Here is a 24,871-nt window from a genome sequence, read left to right as displayed (position 1 = left end):
CGCGCCTTTCCTGGCGCGTGGCGACCCGATTAGTGCGCGGCGTTCGGCAACGGCGTGGTCACCGCCGGTGCCACATGCCCGGTCGCACGCAACGGCGCCAGCGATTCGAACTTGCCCTGGTAATCCTGCGTGATCTGGCGGGCGTCCTCGGAGCCACGGATCACCCGTGGCGTGATCAGCACGATCAGCTCGGTGCGGTCGCGACTGCGGTTGGTGGTGCCGAACAGCCGGCCCAGCCACGGAATGCGATTGAGCCCGGGGATGCCGGTGTCGGTCGTGGACTCGTCCTGCTGGATCAGGCCGCCGAGCAGCACGGTCTGTCCGCTCTGCACCGCAACCTGGGTCGCCACATCACGCTGCGCGATGGTGAAGTTGCCCTGGGCGTTGGCCGTGCCGAGCGTCGAACTGACCTGCTGGTGCACGTTGAGGTAGACCAGGCCGCCCGGATTCACCCGTGGCTGCACATCGAGGATCACGCCGGTCGGCAGATACGTCACGCTGCTGGCCGTGGCATCCGTGCTGCTGGCGGTGCCCAGACCAATGATCGAGGTCTGGTTGACCGGGATCTGGTTGCCGACCTGGATATGCGCCAGCTGGTTGTTGAGCACGACCATCGATGGCGCCGACAGCGTCTTGGTATTGCCGCTGGTTTCCATCGCACTCAGTGCCACCTGCATCTTGCTGTTGATGAAGGAGTAGAACAGCGAATCGCTCGCCGTATAGGTATTGCCTCCCGAACCCAACGCGATCTGCCGGTGGCGATACGGCTCGCCGGGCGTGACGCTGCCGTCGCTGTTGGTAGTGCTGCCGGTCAATCCCTGCAGATACCACTGCACACCGAACTGGAAGTCGCCGGTGAGCGTCACTTCCATGATGCGCGTCTCGATCTGCACCTGCAGCGGCACGTTGTCGAGCTTGGTGATCGCGGTCTTGATCTCCTCCCACTGCGTGGGTCGTGCGCGCACCATCAGCTGGTTGCTGCTGTCGACCGAGCTGATGCGCACACTGCCATCGCTGGAACTGTACTGCTGATCGCCCGACCCACTGCTGCCACTTCCGTTCTCGCCACCCGTGCCGCTCGCCCCACCGCTGTTGACACGCGTGCCTGTCGTGCTGCCGGCAAGACCATTGGAGCTGCCGATACCGGAAGTGCCACCCGTGCCACCTAACCCACCAAAGCTGCTCGAACCGGTCGAACCGGCCAGGCCGTTTGAGCCGGTCGCACCAGCCGAACTGCCGAAACTGCCAGCCGTGCTGCCCATGCTGGTAGCACCATTGGCGTTGTCGGCACTGCCCAGCGTACCGCCGCTCAGACCCGGTCCCACCTTGCCGCCGTTGTCGGCGCCGCTGCCGTTGCCGCCGGCACCATTGGTGTAGATCTGCGCCAGGTACTTGGCCAGATCCGACGCCTTGATATTGCGCACGTCGTAGACGAACAGCTGCGGCTCATTGCCACCGCCGCGATCGATGCGGGTGATCCAGTCGCCGACTTCGTGCAGGTACTCCGGCTGGGTGCTGATCACCACCAGCGCATTGGTGCGCTCGATCGGGATGAAGCGCAGCATGCCGGCCAGCGGGGTGTTGCCGTGATCGCCGAACATGTCGTCCAGCTTCGGCATCAGCTCGCCGACATTCGCATATTGCAGGTTGAACACGCCCACCGACATGCCGCGCAGCCAATCGACGTCGAAAGTGCGCACCATGCTCTGGTAATTGGCCAGTTCTTCCGGTGTACCCGACATCACCAGCAGGTTGCGCGCCGGATCCACCAGCAGCACTGCCTCAGGCCGCGCGAATGGCTTGATCAGCTTCTGCATCTCGGTAGCCGAGATGTAATGCAGCGGAAACAGCCGTGATTGCAGACCGCCGACAGGCGCACTGGCACCCAGGCTGGGCACCATATTGCCGGCGACAGCCTCCTTCTCCGGCAGCACCACATACCCGCCGTTGCGCCTGACCAGCGCATTGTGTGTCCACGACAGCAGCGTCTCCAGGATCGGCAGTGCCTGATCCGCGTCTACCGGCTCGGAGGTGGAAAAGGAGATATTGCCCTGCACCCCCGGCACGACCGTGTAGTTCTGCTTGAGCAGGTCGCCGAGGATCGCCTTGACCACCGCCTGCACCGGCTGGTTCTCGAAATTGAAGGTCACCGAACCACCACCGCTGGCCGCCGGTCGTGGCTGGCTCAAGGCCGTGGGGCGAATGAACTGCCCGCTGCCCTGGCTGATTTCCGGCTGCGCAACGCTGGCGTTGCTGTCCTGCGCGGCGTTGTTCAAAGGCAACGGTTTCGGTGCCGGGTTCTGCGTGCCGGCCATCGCCTCGCGTTGCAGCGCACCGTCGTCATGCGGTGGCTGCTTCGCCAGGCTGGCACAGCCAGACAGACAGACGACGGCGGCGAGCGTGCCGGTACGCAGGATTTGCTGAGTGAGCGTGCGGAACATGAATCAACGTACTCCTTCGTTGGCCGCGGCAGCACTGGCGGCACGACGTTTCTGGACATTTTCCCTGAACCGGTCAAGGAACTTTGAGTGTTGCTGATCTTGCGGTGGCTTCAGCTGCGGATCGCGAGCGTGGACGGGATGGCTGCCCTGATCTTGTCCCGTGCCATTGGGCTGCACGATCACCATCGCGCCAGAAGGAGGATCCTGGCTGGGCGAAACGACCGTTGCATCGGTCTTTTGACCATCGAAGGGTGCGCCGGATTGCAGCTTCAATTCGGTCTGGCCCGACGAGGTATTGAACAACGCCGAACGTGGGTGAACCTCGAGCAGGGTCACGCTGCCATCCGGCAGCGACTGACCCTCGCGCAGGCGCACTTCCCGATGATCGCCGTTCTTGTCCCGCAGCAAGGCCATGCGCAGGGTCGGCGTGAGGATGATGCCGGTCAATTCCAGATCGCCAAGGCCGGCGCCGTCACTGGCCATGCGTGGCGCCGGCTTGCGGTCGGGACTGAACAGCGGCTTCTGCCAGACCACAGCGAACTGCTCCAGTGGCATGGGTGTGGGCAGGCTGGCCGCGGCCGCGGCCGGTGGCAGCGGTGGCAGTATCCGCACCGCACCCCAGTTCACCTTGCTGCCGACACCGCCGAGCAGGAGCAGCCACAGCGCACCCAGCACGATCGCGGCCACGGCAAGTACCGGGGTCAGACTGCGTTGATGGGCTGCGTTCATGGCGCCGCTCCCTGACCGAGCTGCTGCATCCCGGCAGGCGCGCTCGCTGGCGGCGCAGCTGCCGGGCTGCCGTGCGATGGACGCAGGTAACCGGACAGCGTGAACTGCACCTCCAGCGGCGCGGCGCGGTTCTGCTGCGCCGCCACCGGATTGCGGTAGATGCTGAGATCGTCGATGAATACATATGGCATGCCCTGCTCCAGCGCATGCAGCACATTCGCCAGCGACTCGACGTCACAGCTCAGGTTGATGCTTACCGCCGCCTTGCGATAAGGCTCGCCCGGCGTCGCCGGCGGATTCGACAACGGCATTTTCTGGCTGACCTGACAACTGCCGCCGCTGGCATTGCTGCCGACCACGTCAACCACACGCTGCATCAGATCTGCCGACGCCGTATTCGGATCGTCGTCGGCCAGGAATGCACTGCTGGCCGCCTGACCGGCGCCGAGCGTGGCAAGCCGTTGCTGCAGCGCCGGCTTTTCCGCGATCGCCGCGGCGTAGCGGCTGTGGGTGTCACGCAGGTCGACCATCTCGTTATCGATCTGCCGCAACGGCGCCACGAACCACCAATGCAGCAGCACGAAATAACCCAGCAGCAGTGTCAGCAGCAGCAACAGGATGGCCGCGATGCGACTGTCACGCGGATTGAGTGCGGTCATCTTCATGGCGTGTCACCGTTGCCCGCCGATGCCGCGACGGCAGGTTTCACACGGGCTACTGCAGGCTGACGCAATTGCGCAGTCAGATAGAAACGTTCCTTGCCGGTGGATGGATCAGGCTGGATGCTGCCCTGGAAGCTGGCCTGTGTGATCAACGCCGAATCCTTCAATACATCGAGCAGCTTCGTCGCCTGCAAGCTCTGCCCCTGCATGCCGATCTGGCCGGTATTGTCGACGCTGAAACGCTCCAGCCACGCGCTGTCCGGCAGACGTGCCGTAGCGTCCTGCAGCAGGCTCAGCATTGCTATCGTGTTTTTCTTGCGCTGGACCAGGAAGCCGGCGGCACCGGCGTTGTCCTGCAACTGCTGGCGCAGCGACGCCACCTGCTGCGCCTCGCCGCGCATGTCCTCGACTTCGGTCTGCATCTGCGTCAGTACCGCCTGCCGGTTGTGCAGCCACTGGCTCAGCAGCAAGACCAGCAGCAGCACGCAGGCCGCCGCCAGTGCCAGGTTCAGGCGTCGCCGTGGCCGCACATGGCGCGGCGTCTGCTCCGGCGGCAGCAGATTGACGCCGAGGCGGTCGTTGCCGGCGGCCAGATCCACGGCGTCAACCGACACACCCAGGTCACGCAAGCGCATCAGCTGGGGATCGAGTGTGCCGCGCGTGACAGCTACCAGCTCGGCATTGAAACGGCCGGCGGCAGCCGGGCCGGGCAACTCGCGTACCGCGTAATACACCTGCGCCACGCTGAACGGGGTCTGCCGGTCCATCTCGAACGCCATCACCTGCTGCAGGTTGTCGCGCGCGGCCAACGGCAGCAGCAGCGTGCGCCGCAGCACGGTGGCCGACGGCAACAGCAGGGCAAGCCGCAGATCCTCCCGGTCGATCTTGCGCAGGACGGCATTCAATGCAGCCTGCCCGGCGCCCGCGTCGATGACGGATGCCTCGGCGCTGTCATCCAAGCGCACCAGCACCTCGCCATGACCGGCGCGATGCAATGTCCATTGCGTACCTGTGCACTGCAGCAGATGCCAGTCGGCGCCACTGCGCAACCAGTTGCGCCAGCGCGGCGGCAACAGCCCGCGCAATTCGCCACCCCACCAGCCGAAAAATACCGGCAACGGCGAGGTGCGCCAGGCACGGCGCAGCCGATCCATCAGCGGCCGCAGCGACTGCGTTGCCGTACTACTCATTCCGCACTCCCCTCCTGCCAGCGCAGCACCGAATACGGTTGCGCGCCAGGCTGTCCCGTCTGCAAACGAATGGTGGCGCGCAATATCGCGCGCGTGCCGTCGGCCAGCGTGGCCTCCGACCGGATACTATGCGTGGTTCCGTTATTAAGAGCCAGACTCGGGTCGTTCGCATGCTGCAAGCGTGCAGCCTGGATCGCACTCTGCTGCTCGGGCGTCATCCCGGGAATCGCCGCCAGCGCCAGTGGTGGCGCGGTGTTCGCGTCCGGAATCACGTTGTGTGACCAGATCGTGACCACCGGCGCCACCGTGCGATAGATCGCCGGCGTCATGCCCAGCACCATCTGCAATTCCTCGATGCTGACGAACGGCGCATGGCGCGGACCGTAGTCGCGCCCTGCCGCCGCATAGGCCGCATGCTGGCTTGCCGCTGCACTCTCGACGCCCACCGGATTGCGCCAGTCGACCACATTGCCGCTCAGCGCCTTGGCCTGCGCCGGGTCCATGCCGGCGACCTGGAACAGCGCCTGCAGTACATCCGGTGTGGCGGTGTTGATATCGACCTTGCCACCTTCGTCGATCGCCGACACCATGACCGTGGCGTTGTCGTAGTGGAACGGATAGATGCGCCCGTCGCCGATCCAGCGCTGCTTTTGATCCGGATTCTGCAGTCCGTAAACCGCGCGCATCAGACCCGCCTCGGCGGCGTAATGCGCCTGCGTCTCGGCAAACTGATAGTGCGCCTGCAAACCCTCTGTGCGCGCCAGCGCGGCATAACCGCCCAGCAGGATCGCCAGCAGGGTGCATGCCCAGAGCACCAGCAGCAGGGCCACCCCACGCTGATTGGCGCGCTGCGCCAGCGACGGCAGCCTGTTCATGGCCTGCCTCCGTTGCCCAGGCCCGCCCGCGGCAAGCCATTCTGTGCATTGTTGTTCAACGGATTGGTGCGCAACGGCACATCCAGCCGCGGCCAGCCCTGGTTGCCCACAGGCTGCAACTCGATGCGCACCAGCTGCGGCAACAGCCGACCGTCGGACCATGTGCCGGACCACGGCACTGCATTGCCGTCCGTATCGATGCCGCGATAGCTGAAACTGCCGCTCTTGATATGGTCGAGCAATACCTGTGGATCGCCCAGCGGCCTGGCTGGCTGGCCGTCCGGTGGCAGGATGGCCAGGCTCAGTTCCAGCCGCAGGCCACCGTTGCCGTCATCGACCAGTCGCAGCTGCTGCAACTGCGGACCCAGCTTGCCGAGATAGCCGGGCAGCGGTGCCACGTAGTGCATCTCGCGGGCGCTCCCATCGAAATAGATCGCCTCGCCGCGATTGTTGTGGCTGATCGGCTGCAGCAGGCTCTGGGCGAGTTCGCGCCGCAGGAACTCCTCGGCCGCACGGATCTGGTCGATCCGTTCAATTGCTTCGGTACCCGAACGGACGCTGTGGGTAGCGGTTCGTACGCCAGAGTAAACACCGACCAGGAGCAAGGCCAGCAAGACCAGCGCAGCCAGTACTTCCAGCAAGGTGAACCCGGCGAGCCGCTTCATCGGGGAGCCTGCATATTGCCGCTGCCGTCGGTTTGCGGACCGGTCAGGCGCAAAGTGCGGAAATGCGCCGAGCGCGGATGCGCCGGTGGCCCCCACAACACGTCCAGATCCAGCTGGTACAGATGCAGCGGCGCGGCCGGTGGAGCGGCACCAGCCTCATTCCACGGCGACACGTCGAGCCGCCAGCGGTACTTGCGATCGAACTGACCCGAGCGGCTGCCTGCCTGCAGTGGTTCACCCACGAAGGCCGTGTCGAGCAGGCTGCGCGCCCACATGGCAGCCTCGCTGTGCTCGGCTGCGTTCTGGCTGAGACTGATCGAGGCACCGGCCACCTTCATCAGCGCAGTAAACGCGATCGCCAGCAGCATGATCGCGGCGATCACCTCGAGCAGGCTGAAACCCTGTTGCGATTGCGGGCGGGAGCCGATCATCGCGCGGCCACCGTGTCGACCACGCGTACTTCACCGGTCAGCCAGGACACGTTGACATGCCACTGGCGCTTGCCGCTCTGCAAGGTGATGCGGCCGCCGGTGGAGCTGCCATCGGGAAAGAAACGGATGCGCCCGGTATGGTCGTTGGGCTGATCGTCCTTCGCGCTGGTGATGCTCACGTGCAAACCTTTCGGCAGGCGCACGTCCTGCTGCTTCACGTTGCGATAGGTGTCCGCGCGGGTATCGACATCGAAGGTCTGTTCCTCGCCGCGCACGATCGCCTGCGCGCGGGTGGCGCGCAACGCGCCGGCCAGCTCGCTGCTGGCCGCACGCACCCGTGCGCTGGCAAGGCCCTGCGTCACCGCGATCGATACCGCTGCCGCCGCAATGCCGACCAGCAAGATCACCGCCAGCATCTCGAACAGGGTGAAACCGCTGGCGCGCGCAGCCCGCATGGCTTATTGCCAGTTGCCCACGTCGGCGCTGTAACCGTCACCGCCGGGCTTGCCGTCCTGACCGTAGAAAATCAGGTCGAAATTGCCGTGCTGGCCCGGATACTGGTAGCCGAAGGGATGCCCCCACGGATCCTTCAGATCGGATTCCTTCGCATACGGGCCCTGCCAGTTCGTCGCGTTGGCCGGCTTCGCCACCAGATCCTCCAGCTGCTGCGGCGGTGAGCCGTTGTCCAGCGCGTAGTTCTCGACCTTCTGGCTCAGCGTCAGCAGTTGCGCCTTGCCTGCACCGTATTTGCCCTTGTCGACGTTCTTGCCGACCTGGGTCACCACCACCGCACCGATGATGCCGATCAACACGATCACCGCGAGCATTTCGAGCAGGGTGAAACCGGCGTTCGAGCCGATTCGTCGTGGTTGCCTGTACTGCATGTCGATTACCTCAGGGATACGAAGGATTGTGGGTCTACTGGATATTGCTGGTCAGGCTGAGCAACGGCAGCAGGATCGCCGCCATGATGATCGCCACCATCACGGTCATCACGATGGTCAGCGCCGGCACCAACGCGGCCAGCAAGCGATCGATCGCACGTTTGGACTCAAGTTCAAAAGTGTCGGCGACTTTCAGCAGCATGGTGTCGAGCTGGCCGGCTTCCTCGCCGACCTGCACCATCTGCATCGCCAGCCGCGGGAACAGCTTCGACTGGCCCAAGGCAAAACTGAGGCCGGCGCCGCCCTTGACCTGCTCGTGCGCCGCATCCAGCGCCGCATCCAGCGCACGGTTGCTGGTGACCTGGCGCGCGATGGTCAGCGCGCTCAGCAGCGGCACGCCGTTCTTCAGAAGAGTGCCCAGCGTACGGGCGATCCGCGCGGTCTCCACCTTCAGCAACAACGGGCCGACCAGGCGCATGCTCAGCATTTTGGTATGCCAGGCCAGCCGTGCCTGCGGATCGCGCAGGCGCGCACGCCAGACGAACAAGCCACCACCGACCACCAGCAGGATCAGCCACCACCAGGTCTGCAAGGTATTGCCGACTACCAATACCGCTTCGGTAATCCACGGGATCGGTACCTGCATGTCCTCGAAGATCGGCACGAACTGCGGCACCACATACGCCAGCAGCAACACCAGCGAACCTAGTACACCCACCATCAGGAACGCCGGGTAGATCAGCGCATTGACGATGCTGCCGCGCAGCGCCTGCGCACGCTCCAGGTAATCGGCCAGCCGGCGCAGCGTCTCTTCCAGCGAGCCGCCCGCCTCACCGGCGCGTACGAGGCTGATGTACAGCTTCGGGAATACGCCGTGCTCTTCGTCCAGCGCAAAGGACAGGGTATTGCCGCCGCGTACGCGATCGCGTACCCGTTCGACCAGCTTCTTCGCGTGTTCGCCCTCGGGCAGCTCAAGCAGGATGCTGAGTGCGCGATCCAGCGGCTGGCCGGCGCCAAGCAGGGTCGCCAACTGGTGGGTAAACTGCGCCAGCTCGTCCCCGGTGAACGGGCCACGCTTGAACAACGCCGCCAGACCACGCCCGCCACCGACACCATCGGCCGGCTGCGCGTCCAGCGGCGTGTGGCCCTGATCCTGCAGCCGGCCGATCACGTCCTCGACGCTGGCGGCCTCCATCTGCCCCTGCAGCATTTCGCCGGCATCGCTGACCGCCTTGTATCGGAACTGCGCCACGTCAGCCTTCCTGCGTGACGCGCAGGACTTCTTCCAGCGTGGTGATGCCGGCCACGGCCTTGGCGATGCCGTCCTCGTACATCGTGCGCATGCCTTCGGCGCGCGCCTGCTTCTCGATCTCGCTTTCGTTGGCGCGCTGCATCACCAGCCGGCGCAACGGATCGCTCATGGTCAGGAACTCCATGATCGCGCGGCGACCGCGATAGCCGGTGGGATTGGCCGCACTGCTGCCCGGCTTCCAGAGGCGGATCGGACGCTCATCCGTGTATTTCTCCAGCTCGAACTGCGCGATCACTTCCGGCAATGCCTCGTAGGAAATGGCCGTTTCCGGATCGAGTCGGCGCACCAGACGCTGCGCGAGAATGCCGTTGATGGTGGAACCGAGCAGGTAATCCTCGACGCCCATGTCGAGCAGGCGCGTGATGCCGCCCGCCGCCGAATTGGTATGCAAGGTGGACAACACCAGATGGCCAGTGAGCGCGGACTGGATCGCGATGCGGCAGGTTTCCAGATCGCGCATTTCGCCGATCATGATCACGTCCGGATCCTGGCGCATGATCGAGCGCAGTGCACCGGAAAAATCCAGCCCGATCTGCGGCTTCACCTGGATCTGGTTGATGCCTTCGAGCTGGTACTCGACCGGGTCCTCGACCGTGATGATCTTCACGTCATTCGTATTGATCTGCGACAGCGCGGTATACAGCGTGGTGGTCTTGCCGGAACCCGTGGGCCCGGTCACCAGCAGGATGCCATGCGGACGTTGCAGTACGTCGACAAAACGTTGCTGGAAGCTGTCGGTGAAACCGAGCGAGGCGAAATCGAACACCACCGATTCGCGATCGAGGATACGCATCACCACCGACTCGCCGAAGCTGGTCGGCACGGTGGATACGCGAAGATCGAGTTCCTTGCCCTGCACGCGCAGCTGGATGCGGCCGTCTTGCGGCAACCGGCGCTCGGCGATGTTCAGCCGCGCCATGATCTTCACGCGCGAGATCACCGCCGCGGTGGAAGACGATGGCGGCGCTTCCACCTCATGCAGCACGCCATCGATGCGGTAACGCACCTTCAGCCGGTTCTCGAACGGCTCGATATGCACGTCCGAGGCGCGCTGCTCGACCGCACGCTGCAGGATCAGATTCACCAGCCGGATGACCGGAGCCTCGGAGGCTAGATCGCGCAGGTGCTCGACATCGTCCTCTTCGGCAGCGCTGCCATCGAGGTTCTCCACGATCGTGCCCATCGCCGAACGGCCGCTGCCGTAATAGCGTTCGATCAGGCCGTCGATTTCCGAACGCAGTCCGATCCGCAATGCCACCGGTCGGCCAGCGGCCAGTTCCACTGCCTGCCGCGGATACGGATCGGCCGGATCGGCCACCAGCAGGGCCAGCCCGTCCTTGTCGTCATGCACCGGCACCACGTGCTGCTGCTTCAGGAAGCGCAGCGACAGTTCGAGATCGGCCGGCGGCAGTTCCGGTGCATCGCGCGCGGCCAGCAACGGCACCTGCAGCAGATCCACCCAGGCCTCGGCCAGGTCACGCTCGGACACCAGCCCGAGCCGCGCCATCAAGGTCGTCAGCGTGCCTTCGGCCGACTCCTCGTGCAGCCGGCGCGCACGCCCCAGATCACTGTCCTTCAAACGACCACGCGCAACCAGCCATGCGCAGACTTCCGCCTCACGGTCGTCTCCCGTCATGCCCGTGCCGTTGACCGCCGGCTCAATGGCTGCCGACATCCTCCACCCCGCTCTGTACCTGCGAAACCGTCAACGCTCCCTCAGCGAAACGGCAAACGCCATAGTTAACACATTCGTCTGCTGCCGGGCGAGCATCGTCCGGCGGCAGCCAGCTTCGCATTCACAAATCATGTCCGTGAAGAACGCCTATTGTGAGGCCTGCATGCAGTTACATGGACCCCTGCGATCTAGGAAAATTTCCCGATACGGGCAAGCCTTGTGATCCGGGTCGCGCAAATTCATGCTGTCGCCATCTTCCGATCATCCTGACAGCACTGCGACATTGCAGTACGGCACGTCATCGATAGCGCTGCACGATATCCAGCAACGGCGCAAGATGCGCCTCGAAATGCTGCCAGCGCGCGACGGATGATCGGTAGATCGGCCTGCGTACCTGCGCTGCACTGGCGGTCCTGACAGCGCGCTTGTTCCGGTGGAAGGCGAGACAGCCCTCATGCCACGGCAGGCCGAGGTATTCGAGCAGTCGACGCGCCTGGCCTTCGGTATCCGTCACCATGTCCTCGTAGCGCATGTCCAGCACCGTGCCGGCTGGCAGCACGCGATGCCAGTGCTGCATCAGTTCGATGTAGCGCGCGTAATAACGGCCCACGCTGCCCAGGTCATAGGCGAAATCGAGATTGCCGCCTTCGAACAGACGCGAGTAGCAAGAAAAGCATGAATCCATCGGATCGCGCATCGCATGAATGATCCTTGCCTGGGGCAGCATCAGATGGATCATGCCCAGGTGCTGGAAGTTGGCCGGCAACTTGTCGGTGATCCGTTCGGCCTCCGGTGCCAGCCGCCATACGCGTTCGATATAAGCCTCGCCCAAACGGCGGAACTCGTCTGCTGACAGCGTGGTAGCGATTTCCGGATAGGAGATCGCGCGATCGCCGGTGCTGCTGGTGATCGAATGCACCACGTCGCCGAGTTCGGTCAACTCGCCAGCACCGTGAACACCCGGATGCGTGGACAGGATCTGCTCGATCAGCGACGTGCCCGAACGCGGCATGCCGACGATGAAGATCGGCACCTTGCCAGCGTGAACCGGCTTGCTGCGATCGGCAAAGAATGCCGCACTGAACACCGATTGCAGGCGCTGCACCAGCGCCACCTCGCGCGCCTCGTCGTGCGGAAATTGCGTACGCTGCAGGTGATTCCCCGCCTCATAGGCGGCAAACGCATCGTCGTAGCGAGCTACGTCCTCGCGCATCTTGCCCAGCGCGAACCAGTAGCTGACGCGCCCCGTGACCGGCAGGGCGGAGAGCTGGTGCTGTTGATCTTCGAACAGGCCGAGGTCTGCATCGTCCACGGCATAGGTCTTCAGCGGCGCGAGATTGCAGTGCGCCTGCAGGAAATCCGGCTTGATCGCAATCGCGGCCTGGAAGCATTGGCTTGCCTCGTCCAGCCGGCCCTGCCTCTTCAGGCACAGGCCCAGGTTGGTGAGCGCCATCAGGTATTCCGGCTGGATCTCCAGTGCCCGCCGATAACTCCGCTCCGCCTCGGGCTGCCTGTCCTGCTGACGCAGGATGTTGCCGAGATTGAAATGTGCCTCCGCCATCCTGTCGTTGATCGCCAGTGCCTGCCGATAACTTGCCTCGGCCTCGTCGTTGCGTCCCTGCTCCCCGAGCACGTTGCCGAGATTGCTATGCGCCTCGGCATAGTCGGGAGTGATGGCCATGGCGCGCCGATAGCAGGTCTCGGCATCGGCTATGCGCCCCTGACGGCGATAAACGATACCCAGGCTGTTGTGCACCTGCGCGTTGCCCGGACGTGCCGCCAGCGCCTGCAGGAAGTGTGGTTCGGCTTCTTCCACCAGATCCGCGGCCATCAAGGTGTAACCGAGCTTGGCATGAGCCTCGATGAAATCCGGCTTGATCGCCAGCGCGCCGCGATAACTGGCGACTGCATCGTTCAGCCTGCCATGCGCAGCCAGCGCATTGCCGAGGTTGAAGTGCGCTTCGACATAGTCCGGCTTGATCGCAACAGCCCGACCATAGCTGCCGGCAGCATCGACTAGCCGTCCCAGTGCCAGCAAGCTGTTGCCAAGGTTGTAATGCGCACCGGCGTCGCCCGGCAGGAGCGCGATCGCGTGCTGCTGGGCGGCAACGGCTTCTGTCATGCGCCCCTGCGATTTGAGTGCTGCGCCCAGCGCCTTCCATGCAAAACCGTGCTGCGGGAAGCCGGCAATCAACCGGCGCGCCAGCGCTTCCGCTTCAGCATGATGGTGCTGGCTGACCAGACCGACCAGCACATCGATGTCCTGCCGGCTCGGTGAACCAGCCACAAGCGCATCCGCATGGTGCGGTCCATACCGGGTCTTTTCATCGTGCGGCATAGCTGTTCTTCACTGTTATGAGACGGCGCAGGTCCCGACGGATGTTATGCGAGGGCACGCGCATACGGTACACGGACAGGACAACCGGACTCCGGACTTTGCAGCCGAATTCACCGTCAAGATCGCTGGCGTCGAACATTGCGCACAAAAAAACCGGCGCCACCAGGGCGCCGGTTCCTGTCAGACATCGCGACCCGTCAAAGCAGGCCGTGGCCGGATTACCAGCCGAAGCCCACGCCCACACCGCCGGACGTTTCGCCACCGCTGACGGCAGCCCCGAAGGTCAGGTTCGCCTTGGGCGACAGCTGCCGCGAGTAGCCCACCGACAATGCCGCCTCGCCGTGGTAGCCACCAACACCGACGCCAACCCGGTTTGGCGTATTGATGCCTTGCGCACTGAACGACATCTGCGCCATCGCCGTACCCATCGCACCCACCTGGTTGATGCGCTTGTCGACGGCATGGAACTGCGCATTCACCTGATCACGCAGCGTGTTGATATCACCGGTGGTGGCGAACCCGCTGAGCCTCTGGTCAGTATAGGCATTTGCCTGCTGCAACGTCTGCTTGTCGCCGGCATCGGCATAGGTCTTGGCCGTGATCAAGGCTTCCTTCACCTGACCGTAGTTCGCCGCATCGGTAGCCTGGGTGCCTGCCGCCACGTTGGTCATCTGGCGTTCGTTACCGACGCTGCCCACCGATACCGTGTTGGCACGATCGGCCACCGAGCCCTGGCCCAGTGCGACTGCCCCGTCAGCCGTCACCGAGCTGCCCTGGCCGATCGCCGTACCCGAGGCTGCCGCCACCGACGCACCCTCGCCCACCGCGACCGCATTGGTCGCTGCTGCCGCAACGGTGGTATTGGCGCCGACTGCCGTGCTGCCGTCCGCATTCACCCTAGCATTGCCACCGATGGCGGTGTCGTTCGGGCCAGCCGCATAGCTGTCGCCGCCGACCGCCGTGCCGTGATCGTCACCAGCCACTGCATTGGCGCCGATCGCTACACCCCTCGAACCGGATGCTGCCGTGGCCGAATCGCTGCCGTCGCTGGCACCATCAACCGCCACGCGAGGGCCATTGGCACTGCCGGATACAGTCTGTTGCAGGCCGGCAATGCTGGTCAGCGCACCGCTGAGCACACCATCCAGCGCACTCAATGCATCGCCGACGTTGCTGTAACTGCCGCCCTGGACCGCATAGTTGGGCATGTTGATGCTGCCGCCCGCCTGCAGCATCGCACCGCCACCGAGCGCACTGAGCAGATCGGCGATCTGTCCCACGGTCGCGGCATCGCTCCACACGCTGCTGGCCTGCAGATTGCTGATACGCGTGCCATTGGCGCCGGCCAGGGTCACCTGCTCATTGCTGTCGTCGTCATACGTCACGGCACTGTCGGCCAGAGTGCCCAGATCATCGCTGATACCCGCGACAGCCGCATCCAGCTGTCCCTTGTTCACCGCGTCATGAGCCGCGTTGCCATCCGCCACGTTGGTCACCGTCACCGGTGTACTGCCGTCGCCCAGCATCACCGTCGTGCGGCTCGCGTCGGTGTAGAAGACCGCCGTGCTGTTGATGGTGGCGATGGCGGCACTGTTCTGCGCCACCGCCTGATTGGTGCTGTTGAGCTGGCTTCCGTTCACCGCGTCGGTGCTGCTGTCACTCACTTCACCCGCGGCCACATTGGTGACCTGGCGCTCGCCACCCACCGTGCCCACTGACACGCTGTTCGCGCGATCCGCCTGCGAGCCCGCGCCCAGCGCCACGCTGTTGTCGGCCGTCGCTGCGCTGCCATAACCCAGCGCCGTGCTGTTGACGTTGACCGCATTGGCGCCCCAGCCCACGGCTGTCGTGTTGTCGCTCAGTGCACCGCTGCCCGCACCGATCGCCACGCCGTTGTTGCCGTAAGCCGCTGCGCCGTAGCCGTAGGTTGCACTCTCATCGCCGATCGCGAAGCTGCTCGCTCCCGCCGCCACCGAGTGCTCGCCCAATGCCAGCGCATCTTCGCTGCCGTCCGTCGCACCGTCTGCCGCGAACAGATGCGATGCTATCGCCGTCGAGGTCGTCAGCGAATTCAGCTGCCTCACGTTCACCGCGTCCGTATCAGCAGTGCCATCCGCCACATTGGTGATCTGACGTTCCTTGCCGGCACTCCCCACCGAGACCGTGTTGGCACGATCAGCCACCGAATCCGCACCCAGCGCCACCGCATCATCGGCAACCGCTTGCGCGGAGTTGCCCAGTGCCGTGCTGTTGTGGCCCGACGCCGTCGACAAGCCACCCACGGCCGTCGCGTAGTCACTTGATGCAACCGCGTTGAAGCCCACTGCCACCGAAGTCAGGCCACTGGAAACGCTCTCGGCACCGAGCGCAGTCGATACCAGACCCGACGCCAGGCTGTAGTAGCCCATTGCCGTCGACTCCACGCCACTGGCTTCGCTCAACACGCCGGACGCCACGCTGCCGTCACCGCTGGCCACACTGCCAGCGCCGAAGGCGGCGCTCTGCTCGCCGGAAGCCTCGCTCTCCGCACCTACTGCCGTTGCATACTCAGCCGTCGCCTGCGCGGCGTTGCCATAGGCCGCAGCACTGTCCGCGCTGGCATTGCTGTCACTGCCCGTCGCCACACTACCGTCACCGCTGGCCTGTGCATTGCTGCCCGTGGCCACGCTCTGGTTGCCCTGAGCCACACTGCCGTAGCCGATCGCCGTGCTGCTCGCGCCTACCGCACTGGCCAACGAGCCCACGGCCGAGGCGTTGTCACCCCATGCGAAACTGCCTGTACCCAACGCCACAGTATTGGCGCCATTGGCCAGCGCGCCGTAGCCGTAGGAGGTACTCTCATCACCGATCGCGAAGCTGCTCGCTCCCGCCGCCACCGCATGCTCGCCCAGCGCCAAGGCATCTTCGCTGCCGTCCGTCGCACCATCCGCCGCGAACAGGTGCGACGCCGTCGTCGTCGTTGCCGTCAGTGCGTTCAGCTGGCTAACGTTCACCGCATCCGTACCGGCCGTACCGGCCGCCACATTGCCCACCGTCACCGGCGTCGTGCCGTTGCCCAGTACCACTGCTGTGCGACCGGCATTGGTATAGAACACTGCAGTGCTGTTGATCGTGTTGATCGATGCCGTATTGGTCGCGATGCTCGCACTGTTCTGCGTCACTGCCTGGTTGGTGCTGTTGAGCTGATCGCCGTTTACCGCATCGGTGCTGCCCGCCGTGAGATTGCCGGCTGCGACATTGGTCACCTGGCGTTCGCCGCCCACCGTGCCCACCGACACGCTGTTCGCGCGATCCGCTTGCGAGCCTGCACCCAGCGCCACGCTGTTGTCCGCCATCGCCGCACTGCCATAGCCCAGCGCCATGCTGTTGATGTTTACCGCATTGGCACCCCAGCCCAACGCTGTCGTGTTGTCGCTCAGTGCACCGCTGCCCGCACCGATCGCCACGCCGTTGTTGCCGTACGCCGCTGCGCCGTAACCGTAGGTCGCGCTCTCGTCACCGATCGCAAAGCTGCTCGCTCCCGCCGCCACCGCGTGCTCGCCCAGTGCCAACGCATCTTCGCTACCGTCCGTCGCACCGTCCGCCGCAAACAGATGCGAGGCCATCGCTGTCTGGCCAGCCAACTGCGCCACCGTCTGGTTCGTGCTGTTGAGCTGGCTGCCGTTCACTGCATCAGTGCTGCTGGCATTCACGGCGCCTGCGGCCACATTGCCTAGAGCCACCGGCGTCGTGCCGTTGCCCAGCACCACCGCCGTACGACCGGCACTGGTGTAGAAAACCGCCGTGCTGTTGATCGCGTTGATCGACGACGCGTTAGTCGCAATGTTCGTCGTGTTCTGTGCCACCGCCGCATTGGTGGTATCCAGCTGCCCCTTGTTCACCGCATCCGTGGATTGCGTACCCGCGGCCACGTTGGTGACCTGGCGTTCGTTGCCCATCGTGCCCACCGACACGCTGTTCGCGCGATCCGCTTGCGAGCCCGCACCCAGTGCCACGCTGTTGTCCGCCATCGCCGCACTGCCATAGCCCAGTGCCGTGCTGTTGACGTTGACCGCATTGGCGCCCCAGCCCACGGCCGTCGTGTTGTCGCTCAGTGCACCGCTGCCCGCACCGATCGCCACGCCGTTGTTGCCATACGCAGCTGCGCCGTAGCCGTAGGTTGCACTCTCATCGCCGATCGCGAAGCTGCTCGCTCCCGCGGCTACCGCGTGCTCACCTAACGCCAACGCATCTTCGCTGCCATCCGTCGCACCGTCCGCCGAGAAGAGATGTGACGTCGTCGTCGCGTCACTCGGCTGCACCAAGGCTGCGTGCGTGCGATCCGGTGCGATGACATGGTCGGCAGCCATGGCAGGTGCGGCGCCTAGTGCCATGGCAACGCCCGCTATTGTCACAGCGGCCCTCAATCGTTTGGATACGCCACTGTTGCCATTCGTCTTGGCGAACTCGGAAGCAACCACGAGCATGCCCAGCGACTTGTTCCATACCTTGCTGTAGATCTTGTTCAAGACACACTTCCCCCACCAAGAGTTTTTCGAATCTGGCATGCACTTGCCGCAGCAAGCAGGCGCCAGATGACGTGATTTGTGCCTGTCACCGGACAGGTCTTCGTGATGTGCATGACGCAAACCTGCATGTCTGGACTGCCTGACCTGACGGTGCACAGGCGCAGCTGCCAACCTCGCCATTGGTATCTGGTCAGTTGGACCATGCGGGACTCCGCCCAGACGGGCGGAGTCCCGGGTTTGCCGTGACGAAGAGGCTTACTTGGCCACGACGTAGCTGCCGAGCACACTCACTCCGCTGTAAGCGGATTCACCCACCACCGTGACGTAGTAGGTTGCAGCCACCGGGCGCGAGATCGCCACCGACTCGGCATTGCCGGAGCTTGCCGACGACTTGAAGTCGTAGTTGCTGGCACTGCCGGCGGAACCCGCCTTGACGTAGATGGATACGTTGCCTGTGCCACCAAGGGTACGCAGAGTCAATGCAAGTGAACCCGCCGGCACATCCAGCTTGTAGACGGTGCTGGAACCGGCCGCTCCGGACTGACCCGTCAACGTGACGCCATTGGCGAGCGGGATGGAGCTGTCCTGATTGCCACCGCCATCACCACCGGTGCCATAAGTCGCAGCAGCAGCCACGGCAGCACCTGCATCCAGAATGCCGGCACCGAAGGTCTTGGCCGCATCCGGGGTCACGTTGGGGATACGAGCCGTCGCCTGCAGGATGCTGCGCACTTCAGCCGGCGTCAGCAGACGCAGGCCTGCGCCGATACGTGCGCTCTGCATCAGCGCCACCGTACCGGTGACATGCGGCGTGGCCTGCGACGTACCTGCCATGCCACCGTAGGTATCGCCACCCGGGCTGGCCTTTGGTGTGGTTGTGCCCGTGTTGATGGCCTGCCAGGCGAAGCCTTCCGGATTCAACTGGGCGCCGGTTGCCGCATCATCTGGATAGACGCCGCCACCGAACGCGCCGAGTGTCACGACATTCTCGCCCGGGATGTTGTAGTTGGAATAAAAGGTAAGCCTGCTGGTCACACCGGTCGCAGCGATCGTGATCGCACCCGGGCAACTTGCTGGTGAACTGTTGGCAACGTCATCGCCATCGTTGCCGGCTGCCACCACCACCGAGGCACCCAGGGCATTGGCCTTGGCAATCGCGATGGCGGCATCGTCTTCAGCCGAGCATGCACCTTCGCCACCCAGGCTCATGTTGATCACCTGCGCCGGATTCGGATTGTCCGGAATCCCGTCCACATGACCGCCCGCCGCCCATACGATGGCGTCATTGATGTCGCTGTCGTAGCCACCGCAGTGGCCCAGCACGCGGACCGGGACTACCTTGGCCTTGTAGGCAATGCCCGCCATGCCAGCACTGTTGTTGGTGTATTCGGCACCACTGGCACTGGCCACGTGGCTGCCATGCCAGGAGCTGTTTTCGGCCGGGTTGTTGGCATCCACACAGCCACCGTTGGTCGCCTTGTACTTGGTGCCCGTGGTCCAGTCGCCCAGATCCCAGCCACCGGCTACGCGGCCATCGGAGGTACGTCCGGACACGAAGGAATCAATGATGAAATCGTAGCCAGCATCGCCCAGCGAGGTATTGATGTCGGCATGCTTGACGATGCCGGTATCGAGTATCGCAATGGTGACGCCGGTGCCATCGGCGAGATCCCAGGCGCCCGTGACGTTGGCGCCGCCATAGTTGGCAACCTTGTTCGTCGTCGTCAACGTGCCGTCACCCGGCAGATAATCCGTTTGATACTTCGCGAAGTTTGGGTCGTTCGGGGTGAAGGCAGTCGGCTGCACGGTGTCAGACGCCGGGATGTCACGTACGGCATGACGGAGCACGTCCGGGGCGACATAGGCCACTGCCGGATCAGCCGCAATGGACTGGATGAGTGCAGCGGCCTCGGCCTGGCTCAGCTTGCGCGAGGTGGTCACCAGATCGGCACCGGTCGCGAGTTTTCGCTGGTAGCTCACGGCGGGCACGTTGCTCGACAGCGTGACGTGGTTCAGTGCCGCACGCCCGACAGCCGCCTTGATGTTCTGCACGGCGGCCGCCTGGTTGCCCTGCTCAGTGGAATCCGTGCGATACCTGACGATGAAGCGATCGTAGCTTCCTTCAGTACGCAACGCGCTGACATTGAATTTCGCGACCAGCCCCGGGCTGGCGGATGCCACCGGAGTTACATCGCCTGCAAAGGCCGAGACAGAAAAAGTGATTGCGATGGAGGCTGCCAGCAGCCCCTTGATCCCCAAACTATTCACCATTGCGATAGATCCCCGATTTTGATGATTGGCTTTTCCGCGAGCATGTCGATGGAAACCCTGCCGCGTGAAACCCCCGTTCCACGCCCTGACGTTCACTGAGAAGTGCATACGTCATTTCTTGCGAATCACGTCATGTGATCGCATAGTCTTGCGAATCTAGCATCCGCTTTTCGCGAAGGTCAATTGGAAATTGCGATTTACCGCATGATTTTGCTGAAGGCGCTGTGCTATCGAAATGTTGCAGCGCGACGCCAGGCACGACGCTTCGAGTTCACGAGTGGTGGCAGTGAAGATCTTTGATGCACGCGGTAATCAGACAGCTGTTGAATATCGGCATCCGCCCGCACACAGATCGCCTCGCAGGAAATCGATGCCGTGTCGCAACGTGCGCGTGCGAATGGCATCCATCTGCTGATTCACAGCGACGGGATCAGTGCGAAGTAGCGCGAGGTCACGCGCCTATGACCCCGACAGGTCGTGCGCGATACACCCGTACCTGCTTGAGTGCCTGTTGCAGATTGCGCTGATGCAAGAGCTTCCGTTCCTGCATCAGCGCAACGCGTTCGCCACGACGATCTGACTTACTGCACCGTCTTGGTGTAGCTGCCCTGCACCGTGACACCCGAGAACGCCGTCACCCCGACCACCTTGACGTAGTAAGTCCCTGCCACCGGCCTGGCGATCGCAACCGACTCGCTGTTGGTGCCTGCATGGACTGACTTGAAGTCGTTGCTGGTCTCGCTCGGTTCGGCACCGATCTTCACGAACAGCGACACGTCGCCGGTACCGCCAAGGGTACGCAAGGTCAGCGCGAGCGCGCCCGCCGGCACCTCCAGCTTGTAGAGGCTCGCACCACCTGCAGTACCGGACTGACCACCGAGCGCAATTGCATTGGTCAGCTCGATCGCGACCGGCCCTGTCGGAACGGTCGGATCATCCACGCCGTTGCCCCAGGCATTGAACTGCTTGTGCAACTCGGCATCGCTGAGGCAGGCATTCAGGCTGCTGGCCTGCGGCGCCGAGATCAGTTGCTGAGCGGCAAGATCGGCCGCATAGGCCAACATCGACGTGCGGTAAATCCCGAAATGGGCGGCCGCAGCGGCAATCGCCTTGGCATTGGCATACACGTTGGCGCCGATCACGATGCCGCCCGGAATCCAGGTCGGTACGCCGGTATTGCAGGTCAACAGCATCTGTCCGGTTTCGTTGAGCTGCCAGCCCTCGTCCTTGAACAGCGCCGGGGTGAGGTCGAGATTGATGTGACCCTTCAGATCCGAACTCTCGGCGTACTCCATCAACGCATTCGGCGACAGACGTGTGTCGTAATGCGAGAACGACGAACCCGAGGCCAGTGTCGTCGGCGCATAGATCATCACGGCACCCACTGCATCCGTGCCGGCCAAGCCGTTGCCGAAGCCGAGACTCACGGACGCATCCGCAGCGTGCTGCTTGAGGCTGGCGCCGTCGGCCTGGCTGATCAGCACCGTCGGGATGACTGGATCGGCGTATGCCGCATCAGCACCCGGGGTCAAGACGCCTGTCGTGTTGTTGGCCAGGATCACCGCCGTGGCGCCGGCAGCCTGGGCGTTGACCGACTTCAGCTGAAAACTGCAGGTGCCACGATCGACGATCGCGACATGTCCTGCAATATCCGCTGCATTGTCGAGTGCGGTGCAACCTTGCGAATCGGCGCCCGAGACTCCCACGACGACCGTGCCGGCGAAGTTCTGCGCGGTCGGTACCGGACCAAACGCGGCCACCGCGTACTCGAACTCGCCTACGGAACCTGCCGGCGTATTTGCCTTCAGCACCGGCGGCGCACCCAGCGCCAGTGGTGCCTCCGCCATGACGTTGGGGCCGCGGAAGACGAGCTTGCCATCGGCCAGCGCAGACACCTTGCGCTGCGCATTGCTCAGATCACCCCAATACTTGTTGTTGGTGTTGTCGTAGACGTAAGACGAATAGATGTCGTTCTTGCTGCCGGAAAGCGCGCCGCTGGTGAGCGTGGTACGACCGGCAAAGCCCAGACCGTGCCCCATCTCGTGCAACATCACGTTGAGCAGGTTGGACTTGCCGGCAGGCGTCTTGCCGTCGAGGCCGAAGTACCAGCCCGAATCCGGCAGGCAAGTAGCGGTGCCCAAGGCGCCGTTGAACGACATGCTCATGTCCGACTGTGCCGGTGTTGCATCGCTGCCCAGAAACGCGTTCGTCAGGGCGCCCGAGTACCACAGGTTCAACTTCGCACCTGCCGGCAAGGTATTGGCATCGGTAAAGTTGGCATAGCCCAGCGTGCCGGTTGAACCGAGCACGGTACCGTTGGCATCGCACTGCAGAGCGCCGAAATTGGCATCGACCTGAACAGGCACGGTGCTCTTGAGCACGGCGCCCCACATATTGGCGGCGAAGGTGAAGACGATACGTGCCTGCTCACCACGGGTAGTGCCCTGGTTGCCGCCGACCGGTGTGGCTGGCGTCGTATCGTTGAGGCCGATGCCGGCCTTGTCCTTGTTGATGATCTGGATGTCGGCCGCTACCGCGCCGCCGCCCACACCGAGCAGGCCCGCCATCATCAAGGCACTGAAAAGCTTGCTGCGACGGATCATTGGATCACCTCCGCGACGCCGGCATGCTGCACGCTGTCGCCCGGATGCACGGCCACAAGTTGGCCTTGCGCATCACGCTTGCCGACCACGTTGCTCATTTCACTCTCCGGGGTATCCATCAGCTCCAGCTCGACACCGTTCACACGCACCTTGCGCAGTGTCTTCAGTGCCTCTTGCTCATTGCGCGGCCGACCACTGGTGCTGGGCAGCAGGGCCTGGCGCTGGCGGTTGAGCTCAACCGACTTGGCGAATGCCGCCGCTTCTTCGGGCGTCGGCGCACGCAGCTGTTTGGTGACCGGATCAAAGAAGGCCACCTGCATGGAACCGCCGGAAGCCGTCACCTGCTGCGCCGGCTGTGCCGGCTTCTTGTCTGCCGCTATCGCCACACTGGCGAACAGGCCGATCAGCATCACAGCCGCCGCCTGAGTCATTACGTTCTTCATCAATGCAAAACCCTCCCGTTGAAAAGCGCCGTCAACCGGCACCAAAAATCAGGGCGCACTCCTCCTACGCCCCTGAATTGCGTCGACTTGAGCTTCTGGTTTGCGTGAGTACGCCATGCGCGAACCGGCGCCCGTTGCGCCGTGCACGTCAGCGATAGCCGTTGCCCCGAATGTGTCGAGGTCGCCTCACGGCCCGCTCTGCCACACCCACGTCCCGACCTCCGTACATCCCGACCTGCCATGAGGTCGACGATCTGCCCCGGCGCAGACTCGTCTGCACCGCCGTCGATGTTCTGGCTCCCGGCCCATCCGAATCGCGATTCCGAAATCTGCGAACCGTGTCATCGAAGCTATCAGCAATTTCTTGCGTGCGTCAACGCAATTTCTTGTGGCTGTCTATCGACACTCTGTTGCGCCGCAAGAGGGATGCGCGCTTGCGCAAAGGCATGCGTCTGCGAAAATCGGCTGCCCGGTCATGACCTGAAACCATGCTGTTACTCGATATCGGCGCCAATCTCAGCCACGAGTCGTTCCACCACGATTTCGATGCCGTGCTGCAACGTGCGCGTACGCATGGCGTTAGCCAGATGATCGTCACCGGCGCTTCGCGTGACGGCAGCAGGCACGCCCTGGCTCTGGCCAAAACCCATCCGGGCACGTTGTATGCGACTGCCGGGGTGCATCCGCATCACGCAATCGACTACGACGACGCCACCGATGCCGTGCTGCGCGAACTGGCCCGGGATCCTGCCGTGCGTGCGGTCGGCGAGACCGGGCTGGACTACAACCGCAACTACTCGCCACGCGAGGTGCAGTTGCAGGTTTTCGAACGTCAGCTGCAGATTGCGGTGGATGCGCAGAAACCGCTATTCCTGCATCAGCGTGATGCGCACGGGGATTTCATTGCACTGCTGCGGCGCTATCGCGACAAGGTGCCGGCGGCCGTGGTGCATTGCTTTACCGATACCGGCGAAGCGCTACGCGACTATCTCGCGCTGGACTGCCATATCGGCATCACCGGCTGGATCTGCGACGAACGCCGCGGCACCCATCTGCGCGAACTCGTACGCGAGATCCCGGCCAACCGGCTGATGATCGAAACCGATGCGCCGTATCTGCTGCCACGCACGGTGCGCCCGCAGCCGGCGCACCGGCGCAATGAGCCGATGTATCTGAAACACATCTGCGAGGAGGTCGCCCGCGATCGCGGCGAACCGGTGGAAATCACTGCAGCGAACAGCACCGCGACTGCCGAGGCATTTTTCAGTCTGTCAGCAACCATGTAGGAAAGCACCCTGTGCGCTTCTAGGGCAAGAGAGTACGTATCTCGCCGGGCGCCAGGCCACCCAGTGCATGCTCGCCAATACACACGCGTATCAGTCGCAGGGTCGGAAAGCCGACTGCGGCAGTCATCCGCCGCACCTGGCGATTGCGGCCTTCGCGAATAGTGAGGCTCAACCAGCTGGTGGGAATGCTCTTGCGGAAACGCACCGGCGGATCACGCGGCCACAGCCAGTCCGGCTCAGCGGCAGGCTCGGCAGTCGCAGGCAAAGTCGGACCATCGTTCAGCGGCACACCGCGACGCAGTACCGACAGCGCCATCTCGTCGATCCCGCCATCGACCTGCACAAGATAAGTCTTGGTCTGCTTGTGACGCGGATCGGTCAGTCGATGCGCCAGGCGGCCATCATCCGTCAACAGCAGCAGACCTTCGCTGTCATGATCCAGACGACCAGCCGCATAGACGTCCTTTTGCCTGACGAACTCGGCCAGCGTTCGGCGGCCACCCGCATCGGTGAACTGGCACAGCACGCCGTACGGCTTGTTCAGGGCGATCAGCATGA

Annotated in this window: 18 protein-coding genes; 1 reads left to right on the top strand and 17 read right to left on the bottom strand. The window is 63.8% G+C overall.

All coding sequences use genetic code 11. From position 1 onward, the window contains the following. Nucleotides 1–29: 29 nt before the first annotated feature. The 16 genes from gspD to B0E51_RS10285 all read right to left on the bottom strand — a co-directional run bounded on the left by gspD (nt 30) and on the right by B0E51_RS10285 (nt 23,027). Nucleotides 30–2,441, bottom strand: a complete 2,412-nt coding sequence (gene gspD, locus B0E51_RS10360) for a type II secretion system secretin GspD (RefSeq protein ID WP_077444833.1) — start codon at nt 2,439–2,441, stop codon at nt 30–32. A 3-nt stretch (nt 2,442–2,444) separates the two neighbouring features. Continuing rightward, the gene (locus tag B0E51_RS10355) at nt 2,445–3,170 is read right to left on the bottom strand and encodes a hypothetical protein (RefSeq protein WP_077444832.1); all 726 of its coding nucleotides are present in this window, start codon (nt 3,168–3,170) and stop codon (nt 2,445–2,447) included. Further along, entirely contained in the window at nt 3,167–3,835 is a 669-nt protein-coding gene (gene gspM / locus B0E51_RS10350) for a type II secretion system protein GspM (protein ID WP_077444831.1), read from the bottom strand. Before gspM ends, B0E51_RS10355 begins: the two co-directional genes overlap by 4 nt. Beyond that, on the bottom strand, nt 3,832–5,022 hold the full coding sequence (locus tag B0E51_RS10345; RefSeq protein WP_077444830.1) for a PilN domain-containing protein: 1,191 nt from the start codon (nt 5,020–5,022) through the stop codon (nt 3,832–3,834). Before B0E51_RS10345 ends, gspM begins: the two co-directional genes overlap by 4 nt. After that, nucleotides 5,019–5,897: a type II secretion system protein GspK gene (locus tag B0E51_RS10340; RefSeq protein ID WP_077444829.1), complete on the bottom strand. Its 879-nt coding sequence runs from the start codon at nt 5,895–5,897 to the stop codon at nt 5,019–5,021. Before B0E51_RS10340 ends, B0E51_RS10345 begins: the two co-directional genes overlap by 4 nt. Further along, nucleotides 5,894–6,562: a prepilin-type N-terminal cleavage/methylation domain-containing protein gene (locus tag B0E51_RS10335; protein WP_077444828.1), complete on the bottom strand. Its 669-nt coding sequence runs from the start codon at nt 6,560–6,562 to the stop codon at nt 5,894–5,896. Before B0E51_RS10335 ends, B0E51_RS10340 begins: the two co-directional genes overlap by 4 nt. After that, the gene (locus B0E51_RS10330; RefSeq protein WP_077444827.1) at nt 6,559–6,993 is read right to left on the bottom strand and encodes a prepilin-type N-terminal cleavage/methylation domain-containing protein; all 435 of its coding nucleotides are present in this window, start codon (nt 6,991–6,993) and stop codon (nt 6,559–6,561) included. The genes B0E51_RS10335 and B0E51_RS10330 overlap by 4 nt, the downstream gene beginning before the upstream one ends. Further along, nucleotides 6,990–7,448 carry a GspH/FimT family pseudopilin gene (locus tag B0E51_RS10325; RefSeq protein WP_077444826.1) on the bottom strand — a complete coding sequence of 153 codons (459 nt, stop codon included), beginning with the start codon at nt 7,446–7,448 and terminating at the stop codon, nt 6,990–6,992. The genes B0E51_RS10330 and B0E51_RS10325 overlap by 4 nt, the downstream gene beginning before the upstream one ends. Nucleotides 7,449–7,451: 3 nt before the next feature. Beyond that, nucleotides 7,452–7,877, bottom strand: a complete 426-nt coding sequence (gspG, locus tag B0E51_RS10320; protein WP_077444825.1) for a type II secretion system major pseudopilin GspG — start codon at nt 7,875–7,877, stop codon at nt 7,452–7,454. Nucleotides 7,878–7,911: 34 nt separating this feature from the next. After that, on the bottom strand, nt 7,912–9,129 hold the full coding sequence (gene gspF, locus B0E51_RS10315; protein WP_077444824.1) for a type II secretion system inner membrane protein GspF: 1,218 nt from the start codon (nt 9,127–9,129) through the stop codon (nt 7,912–7,914). Nucleotide 9,130: 1 nt separating this feature from the next. After that, nucleotides 9,131–10,864 (bottom strand): type II secretion system ATPase GspE, encoded by a 1,734-nt coding sequence (gene gspE / locus B0E51_RS10310; protein WP_077444823.1) that lies wholly within the window; start codon nt 10,862–10,864, stop codon nt 9,131–9,133. 298 nt (nt 10,865–11,162) lie between these two features. Beyond that, nucleotides 11,163–13,151, bottom strand: a complete 1,989-nt coding sequence (locus B0E51_RS10305; protein WP_168172622.1) for a tetratricopeptide repeat-containing sulfotransferase family protein — start codon at nt 13,149–13,151, stop codon at nt 11,163–11,165. Between the two features lie 269 nt (nt 13,152–13,420). Then, the gene (locus B0E51_RS19660) at nt 13,421–17,710 is read right to left on the bottom strand and encodes an ESPR-type extended signal peptide-containing protein (protein WP_168172621.1); all 4,290 of its coding nucleotides are present in this window, start codon (nt 17,708–17,710) and stop codon (nt 13,421–13,423) included. Between the two features lie 255 nt (nt 17,711–17,965). Further along, complete coding sequence (locus B0E51_RS10295; RefSeq protein WP_077444820.1) at nt 17,966–19,981, bottom strand: S8 family serine peptidase; 2,016 nt, start codon at nt 19,979–19,981, stop codon at nt 17,966–17,968. 581 nt (nt 19,982–20,562) lie between these two features. Next, complete coding sequence (locus tag B0E51_RS10290) at nt 20,563–22,584, bottom strand: PA domain-containing protein (protein ID WP_077444819.1); 2,022 nt, start codon at nt 22,582–22,584, stop codon at nt 20,563–20,565. After that, a complete protein-coding gene (locus B0E51_RS10285) occupies nt 22,581–23,027 on the bottom strand; it encodes a hypothetical protein (protein WP_143525875.1) in 447 nt (148 codons plus the stop codon). Before B0E51_RS10285 ends, B0E51_RS10290 begins: the two co-directional genes overlap by 4 nt. Before the next feature lie 488 nt (nt 23,028–23,515). Here B0E51_RS10285 and B0E51_RS10280 point away from each other — a divergent pair, with 488 nt between their 5' ends. Next, nucleotides 23,516–24,313, top strand: a complete 798-nt coding sequence (locus B0E51_RS10280; RefSeq protein WP_077444817.1) for a TatD family hydrolase — start codon at nt 23,516–23,518, stop codon at nt 24,311–24,313. 19 nt (nt 24,314–24,332) lie between these two features. Here the strand turns inward: B0E51_RS10280 and B0E51_RS10275 are convergent, their stop codons facing one another. After that, on the bottom strand, nt 24,333–24,869 hold the full coding sequence (locus B0E51_RS10275) for a pseudouridine synthase (protein WP_077444816.1): 537 nt from the start codon (nt 24,867–24,869) through the stop codon (nt 24,333–24,335). Nucleotides 24,870–24,871: the final 2 nt, after the last annotated feature.

Source organism: Rhodanobacter sp. C05, assembly GCF_002001165.1.
Taxonomy (GTDB): Bacteria; Pseudomonadota; Gammaproteobacteria; order Xanthomonadales; family Rhodanobacteraceae; genus Rhodanobacter.
Note: the sequence above shows the minus strand (reverse complement) of the source record. Positions and strands in the feature narration are given on the sequence as shown.